This window comes from Telluria sp. LT1R51-2, from assembly GCF_059685775.1.
In genome coordinates this window covers 2,799,899-2,816,213 of record NZ_JCASIM010000001.1, presented here as the reverse complement: position 1 = coordinate 2,816,213, position 16,315 = coordinate 2,799,899, and the positions used below count along the sequence as shown (strand labels likewise).

Below are 16,315 nucleotides of genomic sequence, written 5' to 3'. Positions count from 1 at the left end.
CCTACTACGACACATACATTGACCGACCATCTCCCTGTTCCCGGCCCTGCCGCAGAGCCGGTCGGGACGGCTGGGCCGGCCACTGGCGCCGCGGAAGCAACTTCCGCCGCGTCGACCGACTCCGTTATCCCTGCCGGCAAGTACGACGCTGACCTCGACCGCCTGTTCGGTGCGGGCGGCCCGCTCGCGCCCGCCGTCGGCACCTTCAAGCCACGCCAGGCCCAGACCGAGATGGCCAAGGCCGTCGCCCACGCCATCGACAACCAGCAAGTGCTCATGGCCGAGGCCGGTACGGGCACGGGCAAGACCTTCGCCTACCTGGTCCCGGCCCTGCTGTGGGGCGGCAAGACGATCGTCTCGACCGGCACCAAGAACCTGCAGGACCAGTTGTTCATGCGTGACATCCCGACCATCCGCGCCGCGCTGCGCGCGCCGGTCTCGGTGGCGCTGCTCAAGGGGCGCTCGAACTACGTCTGCCATTTTCACCTCGAGCGCACGCTGCAGAACGGCCGCCTGACGTCGCGCGACGACGTCGGCCACTTGCGCGAAATCTCGCGCTTCATGAAAATGACGAACTCGGGCGACAAGGCCGAGCTGGCCAAGGTGCCGGAAACCGCCACGGTCTGGAACCTCGTCACGTCCACGCGCGACACCTGCATGGGCGCCGAGTGCCAGTACTACCAGGATTGTTTCGTCATGAAGGCGCGGCGCGAAGCGCAGCAGGCCGACATCGTCGTCGTCAATCACCACTTGTTCTTTGCCGACGTGGCACTGAAGGACACCGGCGTGGCCGAGCTGCTGCCGTCGGCCAACACCATCATCTTCGACGAAGCGCACCAGCTGCCCGACACGGCGACACTGTTCTTCGGCCAGTCGGTGTCGACCTCGCAAGTGCTCGAACTGTGCCGCGACGTGCTGGCCGAAGGCTTGGCGCATGCACGCGGCGGGCCGGACTGGGCCAAGGTCGTCACCGTGGTCGAGAAAGCGGCGCGCGACCTGCGCCTGGCGTTTGGTGAAGGTAATCTGCGCCTGTCGCTGCCGCAGATCATGCCGACCTCGCAATTCTTTCCGGCGCTCGACAAGCTCAAGGCCGAGCTGGCGGGGATGATCACCGTGCTCGAGGAAAACGCCGCGCGCGCCGAAACGATCGAAGCCTGCCGCGTGCGGGCGCACGATCTGGCCGCCGCCATCGACGGCTGGAAACCGGACGCCAAGGCGCCCGCCGCCGAGCAGGCGGTGCTGTGGGCCGAAGCGTTCGCGTCGTCGCTGCAGTTGCACAAGACGCCGCTGTCGATCGCGCCGATCTTTTCCAACCAGCGCGAAGGCACGCCGCGCAGCTGGATCTTCACGTCGGCAACGCTGGCGGTCAAAAACGACTTCAAGCATTTCTCCGACCAGCTGGGCCTGACGGGTGAGCCGGCCAAGACCTGGCCAAGCCCGTTCGACTATGTGAACCAGGGCTTGCTGTACGTGCCGACCGGCTTGCCGGAACCGCAGGCGGCGGTCTATACCGACGCCGTCGTCGACGCGGCGCTGCCGGTGATCAAGGCCGCTGGCGGGCGCACGTTCTTCCTGTGCACGACGATTCGCGCCGTGAACAAGGTGGCGGAACGCCTGCGGGTCGAATTTGCCGAGCGCGGCTGGGATTTCCCGCTGTTCGTGCAGGGCGAGCGGGGCCGCACCGAATTGCTCGATTCGTTCCGCACGGCCGGCAATGCCGTGCTGGTGGGCAGCCAGAGCTTCTGGGAAGGCGTCGACGTGCGCGGCGATGCACTCTCGCTCGTGATCATCGACAAGCTGCCATTCGCGCCGCCGGACGATCCGGTGCTGGCCGCGCGCATCGAGGTGATGGAAAAGCAGGGCCTCAACGGCTTCATGCACCACCAGTTGCCCGAGGCGATCATCACGCTCAAGCAGGGTGCCGGCCGCCTGATCCGCGACGTGGACGACCGGGGCGTGTTGATGATCTGCGATCCGCGCATCATTACCAAGCCGTACGGACGCCGCATCTGGCAGAGCCTGCCATCGTTCAAGCGCACGCGGGTGCAGGAAGAGGTGCTGCGCTTCTTCGATCCTGTGGTGGCCGATGACGCTGATGCCGACGCCGGCGCGGCCTGAGCACGCTTACGGCGTGATCACGACCTTGCCGGTCACCTTGCGCGCCGCCATGTCGTCCAGCGCCTGCGCGGTGTCGGCCAGCGCGTAGCGCTTCGACACCAGCGGGCGCAGCTTGCCCTCGGCCTGCCAGGCGGCCAGTTGCGCCATCGCCGCATGGTGCGCATCGATTTCCTTGCGCGTGAAATCGCCCCAGAACACGCCCACCACGGACGCGCCTTTCAGCAGCATCAGGTTCCACGGCAGTTGCGGAATGCTCCCCGCCGCGAAGCCGATCACCAGGTGCCGGCCGCGCCAGGCAATCGAGCGCAGCGCCGGTTCGCTGTACTTGTCGCCGACAGGATCGACGATCACGTCCGGCCCGCGCCCGTCGGTGGCGGCGCGGATCGCGTCGCGAAAGTCGTCCCGTTCATAGTTGATCAGCGCGTCGGCGCCGTGGGCCGCGCACAGCGCCAGTTTGTCATCGGTCGAGGCTGCTGCGATGACGCGCGCGCCCAGCGCCTTGCCGACCTCGATCGCCGCCAGTCCGACGCCACCCGACGCGCCCAGCACCAGGATCTTCTCGCCCGGCTGCACGGCGCCCCGGTCGGCCAGCGCGTGATACGCGGTGCCGTAGGTGAGCGTCAGCGCGGCGGCCACGTCGAAATCCATCGTGGCCGGCATCGGCAGCAGCGCGCTCACGGGCGCCAGCGCCTGCTCGGCAAATGCGCCGGTGCGCGTGAAGCCGATCACGTGCTGACCCGGTGCAAACGCGGTCACGCCAGGGCCGGCCGCGCGCACGACGCCGGCAAACTCGTTGCCGGGCGTGAAAGGCAGGGGCGGCCGGAACTGGTACTTGCCCTGGATCGTCAGCACGTCCGGAAAATTCACGCCGGCAGCGCGGACATCGACCACGACCTCGCCGGGGCCCGGCACCAGGTCGGGCAGGTCGGCAAGGATCAAGTTGCCGGGCGGACCCCAGGCGGTACAACGGATGGCTTTCATGGCTTCTTTCAACGATACCGGCGCGGCGCATTATGCCTGTTCGACCGCAACGGCAGGTCCACAAAGGCACGCTAGGATCGGCAGGACCGCGTCGTGCTTCGTCCTCTGGCGCGACGTTCCGGATGGCCTTTCTCCCCACGCATGAGGCATCGCATGGACCAATCCAGCCTGTCATTCGCGTCGCCTGCAGCGCTCGATGCCCACGAAGCGTTCGCGCAGACGCTGGCGCGGCAACAAGCGTTTGCCCATGCGCGCACGGTGCTGGAAAGCGTCGTCGCGGCACGCCAGTGCCAGCAGGGCAGCGAGCATCGCGACACGCTGCGCTGGAGCTACCGGCTGGCGCTGCTGTTGGTCCAGGCCGGCGAACTCGGAAACGCACGCCGCTTGCTCGAAGCCGTACTGCGCGCCTGCGCACGGCAAGTCACCTGTGATGTCGCTGCCCGCCTTGCGGCGCGCAGGGCGCTGGCAGACATCTTCGCCACGCAAGGCGACATGGCGGGGTTGAGGCAGTTGAACGACAGTCAGTGAGCGTGGTTTTTTGGCCGTTGCCGCTCTTGCCATGCTGCTTGTCGATTCAGCAAGTCGTTCCCCTCGGGCGCTTGTAAAAGCACCATTCAACGTTCCGGATGATGAAATCCGGATGCATTTTTCCGCCACCAGGTGTCGATACAAGCGTTGCTTCAGGTAAAATCGCCTCCATGCGGATACTGATTAGCAACGACGATGGCTATCTCGCGCCAGGCATCCAGGCGCTGGCGGACGCGCTCGCGCCGATCGCCGAGATCGTCGTGGTCGCGCCGGACAGCAACCGTTCGGGCGCGTCCAACTCGCTGACGCTCGACCGTCCGCTGTCGGTGCACAAGGCGGCCAACGGCTTTTACTTTGCCAATGGCACGCCGACCGACTGCGTGCACATCGCGCTGACCGGGATGTCCGACGCGCTCCCCGACCTGGTGGTTTCCGGCATCAACAATGGCCAGAACATGGGTGACGACACGCTGTATTCGGGCACCGTGGCCGCTGCCACCGAGGCGTATCTGTTCGGCGTGCCGGCCATTGCATTTTCGCAGGTCAACAGCGGTTGGGCCCACATCGACGATGCGGCGCGCGTGGCGCGCGACATCGTCGAACGCTTCGCGGCGGGCGGTTTTGCCGCCTTGCCATCGCCGTTCCTGCTCAACGTGAACATCCCGAACCTGCCGTACGACCAGATCGGGCCGTTGACGCCGGCCCGACTCGGCCGTCGCCACCAGGCCGAGCCCGTCATCCGCGCGCAGGATCCGCGCGGGCGCGAAATCTTCTGGATCGGCGCGCCCGGCGCCTGCCTCGATGCGGGCGAGGGCACCGATTTCCACGCCACGTCGCAGGGGTGCGTGTCGATCACGCCGCTGCAGATCGATCTCACCCACAAGACCCAGCTCGACCTGCTGGCTGGAGCCTTGCCATGAAGGACGCGCGTCCGAACTTCCCGTTGCCCCTGTCGTCGACGACGGGCGCCGCGCGCAAGCCCGGGACCCCGTCGCCCGTGTTCACGCCGCAGACCGCCACCCGCAACGCCGCCAGCGGCAGCATGGCGCCGCCGGCACCCGGACCGGGCGCGCGTGCCCCCGGTTATGTGCCGGCCGCTACCGGCGCGCCGACGGCCCAGCGTTCGGACCTGGCCGCCACCGAAGCGGTGCGCCGCGCGATGGTGATCCGCATCGCGCGCCAGGGCGTGAACGACCCGCAAGTGCTGCGGGCCATGGAAATCGTCCCGCGCCATCTGTTCCTCGAGCCCGCCATGTCGGGCCAGGCGTATGTCGATGCGTCGCTGCCGATCGGCCATCAGCAGACGATCTCGCAGCCGTACATCGTGGCGCGCATGATCGACATCCTGTGCGCGGGCCGCAAGCTCGATCGCGTGCTCGAGATCGGCACGGGCTGCGGCTACCAGGCCGCGGTGCTGTCGTTTGTCGCGAAAGACGTGTATTCGATCGAGCGCATCAAGCCCCTGCACGAGCTCGCCAAAACCAATCTGCGCCCGATGCGCATATCGAACCTGCGTTTGCAGTATGGCGATGGTATGTTAGGCTTGCCGCAGGTGGCGCCGTTCGACGGTATCATTCTCGCGGCCGCCGGCCTTGAAGTGCCGCGCGCGCTGCTCGAGCAGCTGGCCATCGGTGCGCATCTCGTGGCGCCCATTGGCGCCGAGGTGCAGCACCTGCACCGCATAACCCGCACCGGCAAGGCCGAGTGGACCAGCGAAACGCTGGAAGCGTGCCACTTCGTGCCACTGCGTCCGGGCACCATCTAATTTCAATCCGGGCCGCCAGGCTCGCAGTACGACGACAAGACTAAAGAATGCCAATGACACAAGCACCGCGTTTCGCTCTCCTGACGATTTTCATCGGCCTCGTGGCCGGCTGTTCCACCACTTCCCGCCAGGCGCCCGTCGTCGAACGCGGTACCCCGCCTGTCCAGACCCGTCCGGCCCCGGTGCGTGTCGACGAGACGCCCAAGCATGACGATCGTGGCATGTACACCGTGCGCAAGGGCGACACGCTGCTGCGCATCGCCTTCGACTTCGGCCAGAACTACCGCGACCTGGTCGACTGGAACAAGCTGGCCAATCCGGACGACATCAAGGTCGGTCAGGTGCTGCGCGTGAGCGCGCCGGGCGGCGAACGCACCGCCAACGTCCAGACCCAGCCGATTCCGATGCCACCGGCCGCCACCACGCCGCGCAAGACCGAGCCGCGCGTCGACAAGAAGCCGTTCACCGAGAGCGCCGCAGCCGACACGCGCCCGAGCGTCCCGGCCGTCACGCCGGTCGTGCCGGCAGCGCCCGCCGCCCCGGCGGCTGCCGCCAGCGACGAAGCACGCCTGAGCTGGATGTGGCCATCGGACGGGCGCGTGATCGCCACGTTCGACGATGGCCGCAACAAGGGTCTGGACATCGCCGGCAAGGCCGGTCAGCCCGTGGTCGCCGCCGGTTCCGGCAAGGTCATGTACGCGGGCAGCGGGATCCGCGGTTATGGTAACCTCGTCATCGTCAAGCATAGCAACAGCCTGTTGTCGGCCTACGCGCACAATCGCAAGATTGTCGTGAAGGAAGGCGACAATGTGGCCAAGGGCCAGCTGATCGCCGAAATGGGCGATTCCGATGCTGATCTGGTCAAGCTTCACTTCGAAATCCGCCAGCAGGGCAAGCCGGTCGACCCGACGAGGTTCCTGCCCGTTCGATAGGATGGTATGACGCAGCCGCCGCACTCGCTCGATTTGCAGGACACCGACGAGTTTCCGGACGATCCGGAAAGCGATGCGGCGCCTGCTGCGGACGACGGCGAACCGGCGGCGGTTGCCGTGGTCGTCGACACGGTCGACGAGCTGCGCAAGGTCTTGCAGGCCGAGCTTGCGACCGACACCACCCAGCACTATCTGAACCAGATCGGCACCCGCGCGCTGCTCACGCACGCCGAGGAAGTCCATTTCTCCACGCTGGCCAAGGCGGGGGATTTTGACGCGCGCCAGACGATGATCGAGCACAATCTGCGTCTGGTCGTCTCGATCGCCAAGCACTACATCAACCGCGGCGTGGTGCTGCTGGATCTGATCGAGGAAGGCAATATCGGTCTGATGCGCGCGATCGACAAGTTCGAACCCGAGCGGGGCTTTCGCTTCTCGACCTATGCGACCTGGTGGATTCGCCAGAGCATCGAGCGCGCGATCATGAACCAGGCACGCACGGTGCGCCTGCCGGTGCACATGGTGCGCGAACTCAATGGCGTGCTGCGCGCCAAATACCATCTCGAAGCGCAAACCCGCAACGGCAAGGACGCGTCGAGCGAGGACATCGCCAGCCTGATCGGCCGCCCGGTCGAAGAAGTGCAGGATATCCTGATGCTGTCCGAACACCCGACCTCGCTTGATGCCCCGCTCGACAATGATCCGCAATCGAGCCTGATGGACGTGCTGCCCGACGATGGCGAAAGCAGCCCCGACGCCCACGCCGAGCAGCAGGAAGCCGCGCTGCTGGTGCGCGACTGGCTGGCGCGGCTGCCGGACAAGCAGCGCCTGGTCGTCACGCGGCGCTTTGGCCTGGACAATGACGAGCCGGCCACGCTCGAGACGCTGGCCGACGAGCTGGGCGTCACGCGGGAGCGGGTACGCCAGATCCAGCAAGAGGCGCTCGTCAAGCTCAAGCGTGCAATGGCCGCCCGCGGTGTCCACCGCGATTCTTTGCTGTAACGGAGCCTGGGCCACTGGTAGCGCCTCATCCGTTTCCTTGCTATCATGCGCCGCCTGTACGGCCGCGCCGCCAGCGCATCCTCCTCCCGACGTTCACTCCTTTCTGATCGCCCATGCACGACATTTTCATCGACATCAAATCCCTCGACATGGACGGGCGCGGCGTTGGCCACCTCGAGAACGCCGACGGCTCCCCGGGTAAAGTCGTCTTCGTCGAAGGCGCGCTGCCGGGCGAGCGCGTCAGTTACGAGACGCTGAAGAAAAAGAAGAACTGGGAAGCGGGCCGCATGGTCACGCTGCAGCGCGCGTCGTCGATGCGGGTCGAGCCGAAATGCATCCATTTCGGTGACTGCGGCGGCTGCTCGATGCAGCACCTGGAGCCGGGCGCGCAGGTGGCAATGAAGCAGCGCGTGCTCGAAGATAACCTCAAGCACATCGCCAAGGTGAAGGCCGAGACCATCCTGCGGCCAATGTACGGCCCGACCTGGGATTACCGCTACCGCGCGCGCCTGTCGGTGCGTAACGTGCCGAAGAAAAACACCGTGATGGTGGGCTTTCACGAGAAATCCTCGGCGCTGGTGGCCGATATCGTCACTTGCGAAATCCTGCCCGACCACGTCGCGCGTCTGATCGTGCCGCTGCGCGAATTGATTGCCGCGCTGTCGGTGATCGACCACGTGCCGCAGATCGAGCTGGCGATCGGCGAGGCATCGACGGTGCTGGTGCTGCGCATCATGGCGCCGCTGAGCCGCCAGGACGAAACCCTGCTCAAGGCATTCGCCGACACATGGCAGATCCATTGGTGGCTGCAGCCGAAGGGCCCCGATTCGGCGCATCCTTACTATCCGCTGGGCACCGACTTGTATTACACGCTGCCCGAGTTCGGTATCCGCATGCCGTTCAAGCCGACCGACTTCACCCAGGTCAACCACCAGATCAACCGCGTGCTGGTTTCCAAGGCGCTGCGCCTGCTGGACGTGCAGCCGACCGACCGCGTTGCCGACCTGTTCTGCGGCCTGGGCAACTTCACGCTGCCGCTGGCGACCCAGGCGCGCGAGGTCGTCGGCATCGAAGGCAGCACGGCGCTGACCGAGCGCGCGCTGGACAATGCCCGCGCCAACGGCCTGGCCGCGAAAACGTCGTTCTCGACCCGCAACCTGTTCGACATCACCAAAGAAGACCTGGTGGCGCTGGGCCGCTTCGACTGCATGCTGATCGACCCGCCGCGCGATGGCGCAATGGCGCTGGCGCAAGCGCTAGCCGAGCTGCGCGCGACCCACGAGCACCTGATGCCGCAGCGAATCGTCTACGTCTCGTGCAGCCCGTCGACACTGGCACGCGACGCCGGCATCCTCGTGCACGAAGCCGGCTACGTGATGACAAAAGCAGGCGTCGTCAACATGTTCCCGCACACGTCGCACGTGGAATCGATCGGCGTGTTCGAACTTGGCGAGAAACCAGTCCCCGCAGAAGACTGGACCTGAACAGCCGGGGTCAGGTCTGACATTCGGACACGAGCTCGACTGCAAAGCCGGGGTCAGGTCTGACATTCGGACACGGGCTCGACAGTTTAGCAGTCGGAGCTAGCCGGCATCGGGCCATGCTAATTATGGGCTAGACACCATTGCAGGTAGTTGAGGCTGAGGTCGTGTCTGAATGTCAGACCTGACCCCGGCTGTGGGTGAAAAGTAGAGGGCGAAAAAAAACCGGCCAGTGGCCGGTTTTTTTATCGGGGCAGGGGACGATCAGTCGTCGCCGCCCACGATGCCCAGCAGGCGCAGCAGGCTGGAGAAGATGTTGAAGACGTTCAGGTAGATCGACAGCGTGGCGGTGACGTAGTTGGTTTCGCCGCCGTTGACGATGCGTTGCACGTCATACAGGATGAAGGCCGAGAAGATACCGATCGCCAGGACCGAGATCACAATCGACAGCACCGACATCTGCAGGAAGATGTTGGCGACGACTGCCAGCAGCAGCACGACCACACCGGCCATCAGCCAGCTGCCCATGCCCGAGAAATCGCGCTTGGTCGTGGTGGCGATGCTGGCCATCACGGCGAACACGATCGCGGTGCCGCCAAAGGCGGTCATGATCAGGCTGCCACCGTTCGAATACTTCAGCGTGTGCGTCAGCAGCGGGGCCAGCATCAGGCCCATGAAGAACGTGAAGCCCAGCAGCAGGGCAACGCCCAGACCGGAATCCTTGTTCTTCTCGATCGCCCACATGAAGCCGAATGCGACGGCCATGAAGATCACGAAGCCGAGGATACCGCTAAACAGCGCCACGCCCATGGATACGCCAAGGAAGGCGCCTGCCACGGTCGGGATCATCGACAGCGCCAGCAACCAGTAAGTATTGCGTAGCACTTTGTTACGCGAGGCCTGGCCACCTTTGGTCAGGTCGATGGTACTTTGGGTACTAGGATACATAGTGCCTCCGGAGAAATGAATAACTGCAGGTACTGTACAGCAACTACCTATCATCCTATAACATGTGACTTAAACGAGCATGAAGTTTAATCAAGAAGCTGGACGTAAGTTTGCCGCCACTGTACCACCTTGCCGACCGCCACCGCAATATGAGCTTTTCGGGTCGGATATGGTAAAATTGAAGGTTAATTGAGTCCCAAAGTTTGTTTTCATCGCTCAGTTCTAAACCTTTCATTTTATTGGAGTTTTCTCATGGCAATCGAACGCACCCTGTCCATCATCAAGCCTGACGCAGTCGCAAAAAACGTGATCGGCAAAATCTACAGCCGTTTCGAAGAAGCTGGCCTGAAGATCGTCGCTGCACGCATGGTGCAACTGTCGCGCGCTGAAGCCGAAGGCTTCTACGCTGTGCACGCTGCACGTCCATTCTTCAAGGACCTGGTCGAGTTCATGATCTCGGGCCCAGTCATGGTCACCGCCCTCGAAGGCGAAGGCGCGATCCTGAAAAACCGCGACCTGATGGGTGCAACCGATCCAAAGAAAGCTGACGCCGGCACCATCCGCGCTGACTTCGCCGATTCGATCGATGCCAACGCTGTTCACGGTTCGGACGCTGCCGAAACCGCTGCTGTGGAAATCGCTTACTACTTCCCGGCACTGAACGTCTACTCGCGTTAATTAGTAAGGGGGAGCGCAGTCCGGGCGCGCCCCGGAGCATTCTCCCCGGACTAATGCAATGAGTAACCCGCTCGCCTGCGGCCAAGGGCCGATGCGAGCGGGTGCTGAAACTGAGGAATTTTTGCCATGACGACGCTCACCAACCTGCTGGACCTCGATCCCGCGCAACTCGTCGCGTATTGCGCCGACTTGGGTGAGAAGCCGTTCCGCGCCAAGCAACTCCAACGCTGGATCCACCAGTTTGGCGCCGCGGACTTCGACAGCATGACCGACCTGGCCAAATCGCTGCGTGAAAAGCTGAGCACGCGCGCCGAAGTGCGCGCACCAGCCATCGTCAGCGACAACACGTCCACCGACGGCACGCGCAAGTGGTTGGTCGATGTCGGCAATGGCAATGCGGTCGAAACCGTGTTCATCCCGGAAGAAAACCGCGGCACGCTGTGCATCTCCACGCAAGCCGGCTGCGCCGTCAATTGCCGCTTCTGCTCGACGGGCAAGCAGGGCTTCAACCGTAACCTCACAGTCGCCGAAATCATCGGCCAGCTGTGGATGGCCGAGTTCGAGCTGCGCCGCACCAAAGGCATCGAGCCGGGCCCGAAAGGCGAACGCCAGATCACCAATGTGGTGATGATGGGCATGGGCGAGCCGCTGCTGAACTACGAACCCACCGTTACCGCGCTCAAGCTGATGCTCGACGATAACGCCTACGGCCTGTCGCGCCGCCGCGTTACCTTGTCGACCTCGGGCGTGGTGCCGAATATCGACAAGCTGTCGCAGGACGTGCCGGTGGCCATGGCCGTGTCGCTGCACGCGTCGAACGATGCGCTGCGCGATATCCTGGTGCCACTGAACAAGAAATACCCGCTGCGCGAATTGATGGCCGCCTGCAAGCGCTATCTCGAGTTTGCACCGCGCGACTTCATCACCTTTGAATACTGCATGCTCGACGGCTTCAACGACAGCGACGAGCACGCACGCGAACTGATCGCACTGGTCAACGACCCCGTCGTGGGCGTGAACTGCAAGTTCAACCTGATTCCGTTCAATCCGTTCCCCGAGTCCGGCCTGTTCCGCTCCAAGAATCCCCGCATCAAGGCGTTTGCCCAGGTGCTGATGGATGCCGGCATCGTCACCACCGTGCGCAAGACGCGCGGCGACGATATCGACGCTGCCTGCGGCCAGCTGGCCGGTGAGGTCAAGGACCGCACCCGGGTGGTCGAGCGCATGGAAAAAATGGCCGAGTACCAGAAAAAGTTTGGCGCCGACTTCGGGCGCATCGTGGAGATCCCGACCTGATGAAGCTTGCCGCCGCCGCGCTTGCACTCGCCTCGACCCTGACCCTGCTGGCCGGATGCGCCAGCAACGCGGGCAGCGGGTCGGGTAGCACAGGCGAGCTCAAGACGGCGTCGGACCAGACGGCGGGCGAGAAGCGTGCGTCGATCCGCATTCAACTGGCGGTCGGTTATTACCAGCAGGGCAAGTACGAGATCGCGCTCGACGAGATCAAGAAGGCGCTGGCGGCCGATGCGGCTTACGCCGATGCCTACGGCTTGCGCGCGCTGGTCTACACGTCGATGGGCCAGTATCCGCTGGCTGAAGAGAATTACCAGCAGGCGCTGCGCCTGCGCCCGAACGACCCCGAGTTTTCAAACAACTTCGGTTCGTTCCTGTGCCAGTCGGTCAACCGCCCGGCCGAAGCGATGCGTTATTTCGATGCCGCACTGAAGAACCCCACGTACCAGACGCCGCTCAGCGCGCTGGTGAATGCGGGCGTGTGCAGCATCAAGAACCGGAACAACGATGCGGCCGAGCGCTATCTGCTCGAAGCCTTGCGTCTGAACCCCGGTCTGCCGACGGTCAATACCGGATTGGCGCGGGTGTACTACGAGCGGCGCGACCTTGAGCGCGCCGGTTTTTTCATCAACCGCCTGCTCGAGACAGCCAAGCTCGAGACGCTGCCGGCTGATGCGCTGTGGCTTGCTATGCGCATTGGCCGCAAGGCGGGTGACCGGACCCATGAAGCGTCGCTGGCAGCCCAGCTGCGGCGCCGCTTCCCCGGTTCGCCCGAGTACGCAGCGTACGAGCGCGGGGCGTTTGGTGAGTAAAGAAGAACAAGGACAAGGACAAGGACAATGAACGAGCAAGCAGACCAGCCAGCCGCACCGGGCAACGCGTCCGGCATCCCTGGCAAGACCCTGCAATCCCAGCGCGAAACCATGGGCTGGAGCGTCGAGCAGGTTGCCGACCAGCTCAAGCTGGCGCCGCGCCAGGTGCTGGCGCTGGAAGCGGGCGATTACGCCTCGCTGCCCAGCCCGGCCGTCACGCGCGGCTTCGTGCGCGCCTACGCCAAGCTGCTGCGCATCGACGCGGCGCCACTGGTGTCGATGATCGAACTGAACATGCCGCCGGAAGCCCGCGCCGGCGCCCAGTCGGCGATGGCTGCTGCGCGCCGTGAACAGAAACCGGCGGCGTTCTCGGAAACCCGGTTCCCGATCAATGGCAAGCGCCGCAGCCTGCCGCTGGGCTGGATCGCCGCTGTCGTGGTGGTCGCCGGTGCCGCAGTTGCGGCCTGGCAGTTCAACCTGATACCAAGTCTGAACCGCGATGTCGAATCGGGCGATACGATGGTGCTCGAGAATCCGGCTGCCGGCGTCGTGGCGCCAGGTGTTGCTGCCCCAGGCGCCGCTGCGCCGGTCCAGCAGGGCCTGATCAATCCGTCCGTGCCGCTCATCTCGGTGCCGTCGCCATCGAGCCAGGGTACGGCCCCGGCTGGCGCGCCAACGACGAAGACACCAACCACGCCGAGCGCGCCTGCTGCTGCGCCTGCCGCGGCGCCGGTCACTGCACCGGCTACCGCGACGCCGGCACCGGTTGCCGTGGCACCGGCTGCGGCCGGCGTCAACACCCTGGTGCTGAACGTGCGCGCCGATTCGTGGATCGAAGTGCGCCCGAGCGGCGGCGGTCGTCCACTGATCTCGCGCCTGGTCAAGGCCGGCAGTACCGAGTCGGTCGAAGTCGCCGGTCCCGTGAATCTGACCGTCGGCGTGCCGGGCGCCGTGACCGCGACACTTCGCGGCACCAACGTCCCGCTGCCACAGCAGCCGGGCAAGACCATCGCACGCGTGGCCCTGAAATAAGCTGATCACTCGCTGGAACCAACATGAATTCCTTGAACGAAGCCCCAATCCCCGAGTTCGCATCGGCCGCCGCCATTCCGTCGGGCCCGATGGCCCGCCGCGCCAGCCGCAAGGTCCTGGTCGCGCACGGCGCGCGCCAGGTGTGGGTCGGCGGCGATGCACCCGTTGTCATCCAGTCGATGACCAATACCGATACCGCCGATGCGATCGGCACCGCGATCCAGATCAAGGAGCTGGCACGTGCCGGCTCCGAGATCGTGCGCATCACCGTGAACACGCCGGAAGCCGCAGCGGCCGTGCCGGCGATCCGTGCCCAGCTCGACCGCATGGAAGTCGATGTGCCGCTGGTCGGCGACTTCCACTACAACGGCCACCTGCTGCTGCGCGACTATCCCGAGTGCGCGCAGGCGCTGTCGAAATACCGGATCAATCCGGGCAATGTGGGGCAGGGCGCCAAGCGCGACACCCAGTTCGCCCAGATGATCGAGATCGCCGCGAAGTACGACAAACCGGTGCGTATCGGCGTGAACTGGGGCAGCCTGGACCAGTCGCTGCTGGCGCGCATCATGGACGAGAACGCCTTGCGCGCCAATCCATGGTCGGCCCAGGCCGTCATGTACGAAGCCTTGATCACGTCGGCCATCGAAAACGCCATCCGCGCTGAAGAAGTGGGCCTGGCACGCGACAAGATCATCCTGTCGTGCAAGGTCTCGGGCGTGCAGGACCTGATCGCCGTGTACCGCGAGCTGGCCCGCCGCTGCGACTACCCGCTGCACCTGGGCCTGACCGAAGCGGGCATGGGCAGCAAGGGCATCGTTGCCTCGACCGCCGCGCTGTCGGTGCTGCTGCAAGAGGGCATCGGCGATACGATCCGTATTTCGCTGACGCCGGAGCCGGGTGGCGATCGTACGCGCGAAGTCATCGTCGGTCAGGAAATCCTGCAGACGATGGGCCTGCGCAAATTCACGCCGATGGTCATCGCGTGCCCGGGTTGCGGCCGCACGACGTCGACCGTGTTCCAGGAGCTGGCGGACAATATCCAGACGTTCCTGCGCGACCAGATGCCGGAGTGGAAAAAGACGTATCCGGGCGTGGAAGGCATGAACGTGGCCGTGATGGGTTGCATCGTCAATGGTCCGGGCGAATCGAAGCACGCAAACATCGGCATCAGCTTGCCGGGCACGGGCGAATCGACGGCGGCGCCAGTGTTTGTCGATGGCCAGAAGTTTGCCACGCTGCGCGGCGAGCGGATCGTCGAAGAGTTCCAGACGATCGTGCTCGATTACGTGAAGAAGAATTACAGCCGCGAGTCGGTCGCACAATAAAATCCGCCGCGGCGCCAGCACGCGGTGATCGAAGAGTTTACTTACCATGTCCAAACCAGAAAAAATCGTCGCCATCAAAGGCATGAACGACATCCTGCCCAGCGATGCACCGCTGTGGGAATTGTTCGAGAACACCACTGAAACGATCCTGAAAAGCTACGGCTACCATAAGATCGTCACGCCGATCGTCGAGCAGACGAGCCTGTTCTCGCGCGCCATTGGCGCCGTGACCGACATCGTCGAAAAAGAGATGTACTCGTTCGAAGATTCGATGAACGGCGACCAGCTCACGCTGCGCCCGGAAGGCACCGCCAGCGTCGTGCGCGCGGTGCTCGAACACAATCTGGTCTACGACGGCCCGCGCCGCCTGTGGTACAAGGGCCCGATGTTCCGTCACGAGCGTCCGCAGCGCGGCCGCTATCGCCAGTTCTTCCAGTTCGGCGCCGAAGCCATCGGTTTTTCGGGCCCGGACATCGACGCCGAGCTGATCATGATGTGCCGGCGCCTGTGGGATGACCTGGGCATCGAGAACGTGCGCTTGGAGCTGAACTCGATCGGCAATGCCGAAGAGCGCCAGCGTCACCGCGCTGACCTGATCGCCTACCTCGAGCAGCACGAGGGCATCCTGGATGCCGAAGCCAAGCGCCGCCTGCACAGCAATCCGCTGCGCATCCTCGACACCAAGAATCCGGCGATGCAGGAGATGGTCAACGCGGCTCCGCGCCTGCTTGATTATCTGGGCGAAGAATCGCTGGCGCACTTCAACGGCGTCAAGTTCCTGCTGGACCAGAACGCGGTGCAGTACACGGTGAACCCGCGCCTCGTGCGCGGCCTGGACTATTACAACCGCACCGTGTTCGAGTGGGTCACCGATGCACTCGGCTCGCAAGGCACGATCTGCGCTGGCGGCCGCTACGATCCGCTGGTGGAAACCTTTGGCGGCAAGGCCACGCCGGCCGTCGGTTTCGCGATGGGCATGGAGCGCATCATCGAGCTGATGAAGGCGATGGGCGAGCCGGCCGAGCCGAACCAATGCGACGTCTACATGGTCCATCAGGGCGAGAAGGCGCAGCTGCAAGCCTTCATCCTGGCCGAGCGCATTCGGGATGCCGGGCTGGATGTTGTGTTACATTGCGCAACGCCAGCGGGTGCCGGCAGCTTCAAGAGCCAGATGAAGAAGGCGGACGGGTCCGGCGCAGCGTTTGCCGTGATCATTGGCGAGGACGAAGTCGCCAACGAAACCGCCGCCGTGAAGACGATGCGCGGCGAGATCGGCGAGCAGCAGCAGAGCACCGTGCAGTTCCTGGAAGTGGTCGATTATCTGGTCGACCAGATCACCGGCGCGCACGTGCATGACGAACACTGCGGTCACGACCACGATCACATCCATAAGCATTAACACCCGTCGTACGACGCATTC

Annotated in this window: 15 protein-coding genes; 13 read left to right on the top strand and 2 right to left on the bottom strand. The window is 64.5% G+C overall.

What is annotated here, in order from left to right; genetic code table 11:
• Window positions 1-18: 18 nt before the first annotated feature.
• Entirely contained in the window at window positions 19-2,118 is a 2,100-nt protein-coding gene (gene yoaA, locus AC56LH_RS12380; RefSeq protein ID WP_499646412.1) for a DNA repair helicase YoaA, read from the top strand.
• A 6-nt stretch (window positions 2,119-2,124) separates the two neighbouring features.
• On the opposite strand, the gene AC56LH_RS12375 is transcribed toward yoaA, so the two are convergent.
• Complete coding sequence (locus AC56LH_RS12375) at window positions 2,125-3,099, bottom strand: NADPH:quinone oxidoreductase family protein (RefSeq protein WP_499646410.1); 975 nt, start codon at window positions 3,097-3,099, stop codon at window positions 2,125-2,127.
• Between the two features lie 153 nt (window positions 3,100-3,252).
• Between AC56LH_RS12375 and AC56LH_RS12370 the strand changes: the two genes are divergently transcribed.
• The 6 genes from AC56LH_RS12370 to rlmD all read left to right on the top strand — a co-directional run bounded on the left by AC56LH_RS12370 (window position 3,253) and on the right by rlmD (window position 8,810).
• Window positions 3,253-3,627 (top strand): hypothetical protein, encoded by a 375-nt coding sequence (locus AC56LH_RS12370; protein ID WP_499646408.1) that lies wholly within the window; start codon window positions 3,253-3,255, stop codon window positions 3,625-3,627.
• 170 nt (window positions 3,628-3,797) lie between these two features.
• On the top strand, window positions 3,798-4,547 hold the full coding sequence (surE, locus tag AC56LH_RS12365) for a 5'/3'-nucleotidase SurE (protein ID WP_499646406.1): 750 nt from the start codon (window positions 3,798-3,800) through the stop codon (window positions 4,545-4,547).
• Window positions 4,544-5,392, top strand: coding sequence for a protein-L-isoaspartate(D-aspartate) O-methyltransferase (locus AC56LH_RS12360; protein WP_499646404.1), 849 nt, complete (start codon window positions 4,544-4,546; stop codon window positions 5,390-5,392). Before surE ends, AC56LH_RS12360 begins: the two co-directional genes overlap by 4 nt.
• Before the next feature lie 53 nt (window positions 5,393-5,445).
• Complete coding sequence (locus AC56LH_RS12355) at window positions 5,446-6,324, top strand: peptidoglycan DD-metalloendopeptidase family protein (RefSeq protein WP_499646402.1); 879 nt, start codon at window positions 5,446-5,448, stop codon at window positions 6,322-6,324.
• A 6-nt stretch (window positions 6,325-6,330) separates the two neighbouring features.
• Window positions 6,331-7,326 carry an RNA polymerase sigma factor RpoS gene (gene rpoS, locus AC56LH_RS12350; RefSeq protein ID WP_499646400.1) on the top strand — a complete coding sequence of 332 codons (996 nt, stop codon included), beginning with the start codon at window positions 6,331-6,333 and terminating at the stop codon, window positions 7,324-7,326.
• Window positions 7,327-7,439: 113 nt separating this feature from the next.
• Entirely contained in the window at window positions 7,440-8,810 is a 1,371-nt protein-coding gene (rlmD, locus tag AC56LH_RS12345) for a 23S rRNA (uracil(1939)-C(5))-methyltransferase RlmD (protein WP_499646398.1), read from the top strand.
• A 261-nt stretch (window positions 8,811-9,071) separates the two neighbouring features.
• Here the strand turns inward: rlmD and AC56LH_RS12340 are convergent, their stop codons facing one another.
• Complete coding sequence (locus AC56LH_RS12340) at window positions 9,072-9,755, bottom strand: Bax inhibitor-1/YccA family protein (RefSeq protein WP_499646396.1); 684 nt, start codon at window positions 9,753-9,755, stop codon at window positions 9,072-9,074.
• Window positions 9,756-10,007: 252 nt separating this feature from the next.
• On the opposite strand from AC56LH_RS12340, the gene ndk reads away from it, so the two are divergent.
• From ndk to hisS, 6 genes are all read left to right on the top strand, one after another.
• Window positions 10,008-10,433 carry a nucleoside-diphosphate kinase gene (ndk, locus tag AC56LH_RS12335; RefSeq protein WP_183555425.1) on the top strand — a complete coding sequence of 142 codons (426 nt, stop codon included), beginning with the start codon at window positions 10,008-10,010 and terminating at the stop codon, window positions 10,431-10,433.
• Window positions 10,434-10,559: 126 nt separating this feature from the next.
• Complete coding sequence (rlmN, locus tag AC56LH_RS12330) at window positions 10,560-11,729, top strand: dual-specificity RNA methyltransferase RlmN (RefSeq protein ID WP_258835036.1); 1,170 nt, start codon at window positions 10,560-10,562, stop codon at window positions 11,727-11,729.
• Complete coding sequence (gene pilW / locus AC56LH_RS12325) at window positions 11,729-12,538, top strand: type IV pilus biogenesis/stability protein PilW (protein WP_499646394.1); 810 nt, start codon at window positions 11,729-11,731, stop codon at window positions 12,536-12,538. The genes rlmN and pilW overlap by 1 nt, the downstream gene beginning before the upstream one ends.
• Before the next feature lie 27 nt (window positions 12,539-12,565).
• Window positions 12,566-13,570 carry a RodZ domain-containing protein gene (locus AC56LH_RS12320; protein WP_499646392.1) on the top strand — a complete coding sequence of 335 codons (1,005 nt, stop codon included), beginning with the start codon at window positions 12,566-12,568 and terminating at the stop codon, window positions 13,568-13,570.
• A 23-nt stretch (window positions 13,571-13,593) separates the two neighbouring features.
• Window positions 13,594-14,895: a flavodoxin-dependent (E)-4-hydroxy-3-methylbut-2-enyl-diphosphate synthase gene (gene ispG / locus AC56LH_RS12315; RefSeq protein ID WP_499646390.1), complete on the top strand. Its 1,302-nt coding sequence runs from the start codon at window positions 13,594-13,596 to the stop codon at window positions 14,893-14,895.
• A gap of 46 nt (window positions 14,896-14,941) precedes the next feature.
• Window positions 14,942-16,294, top strand: a complete 1,353-nt coding sequence (hisS, locus tag AC56LH_RS12310) for a histidine--tRNA ligase (RefSeq protein ID WP_499646388.1) — start codon at window positions 14,942-14,944, stop codon at window positions 16,292-16,294.
• Window positions 16,295-16,315 lie beyond the last annotated feature (21 nt).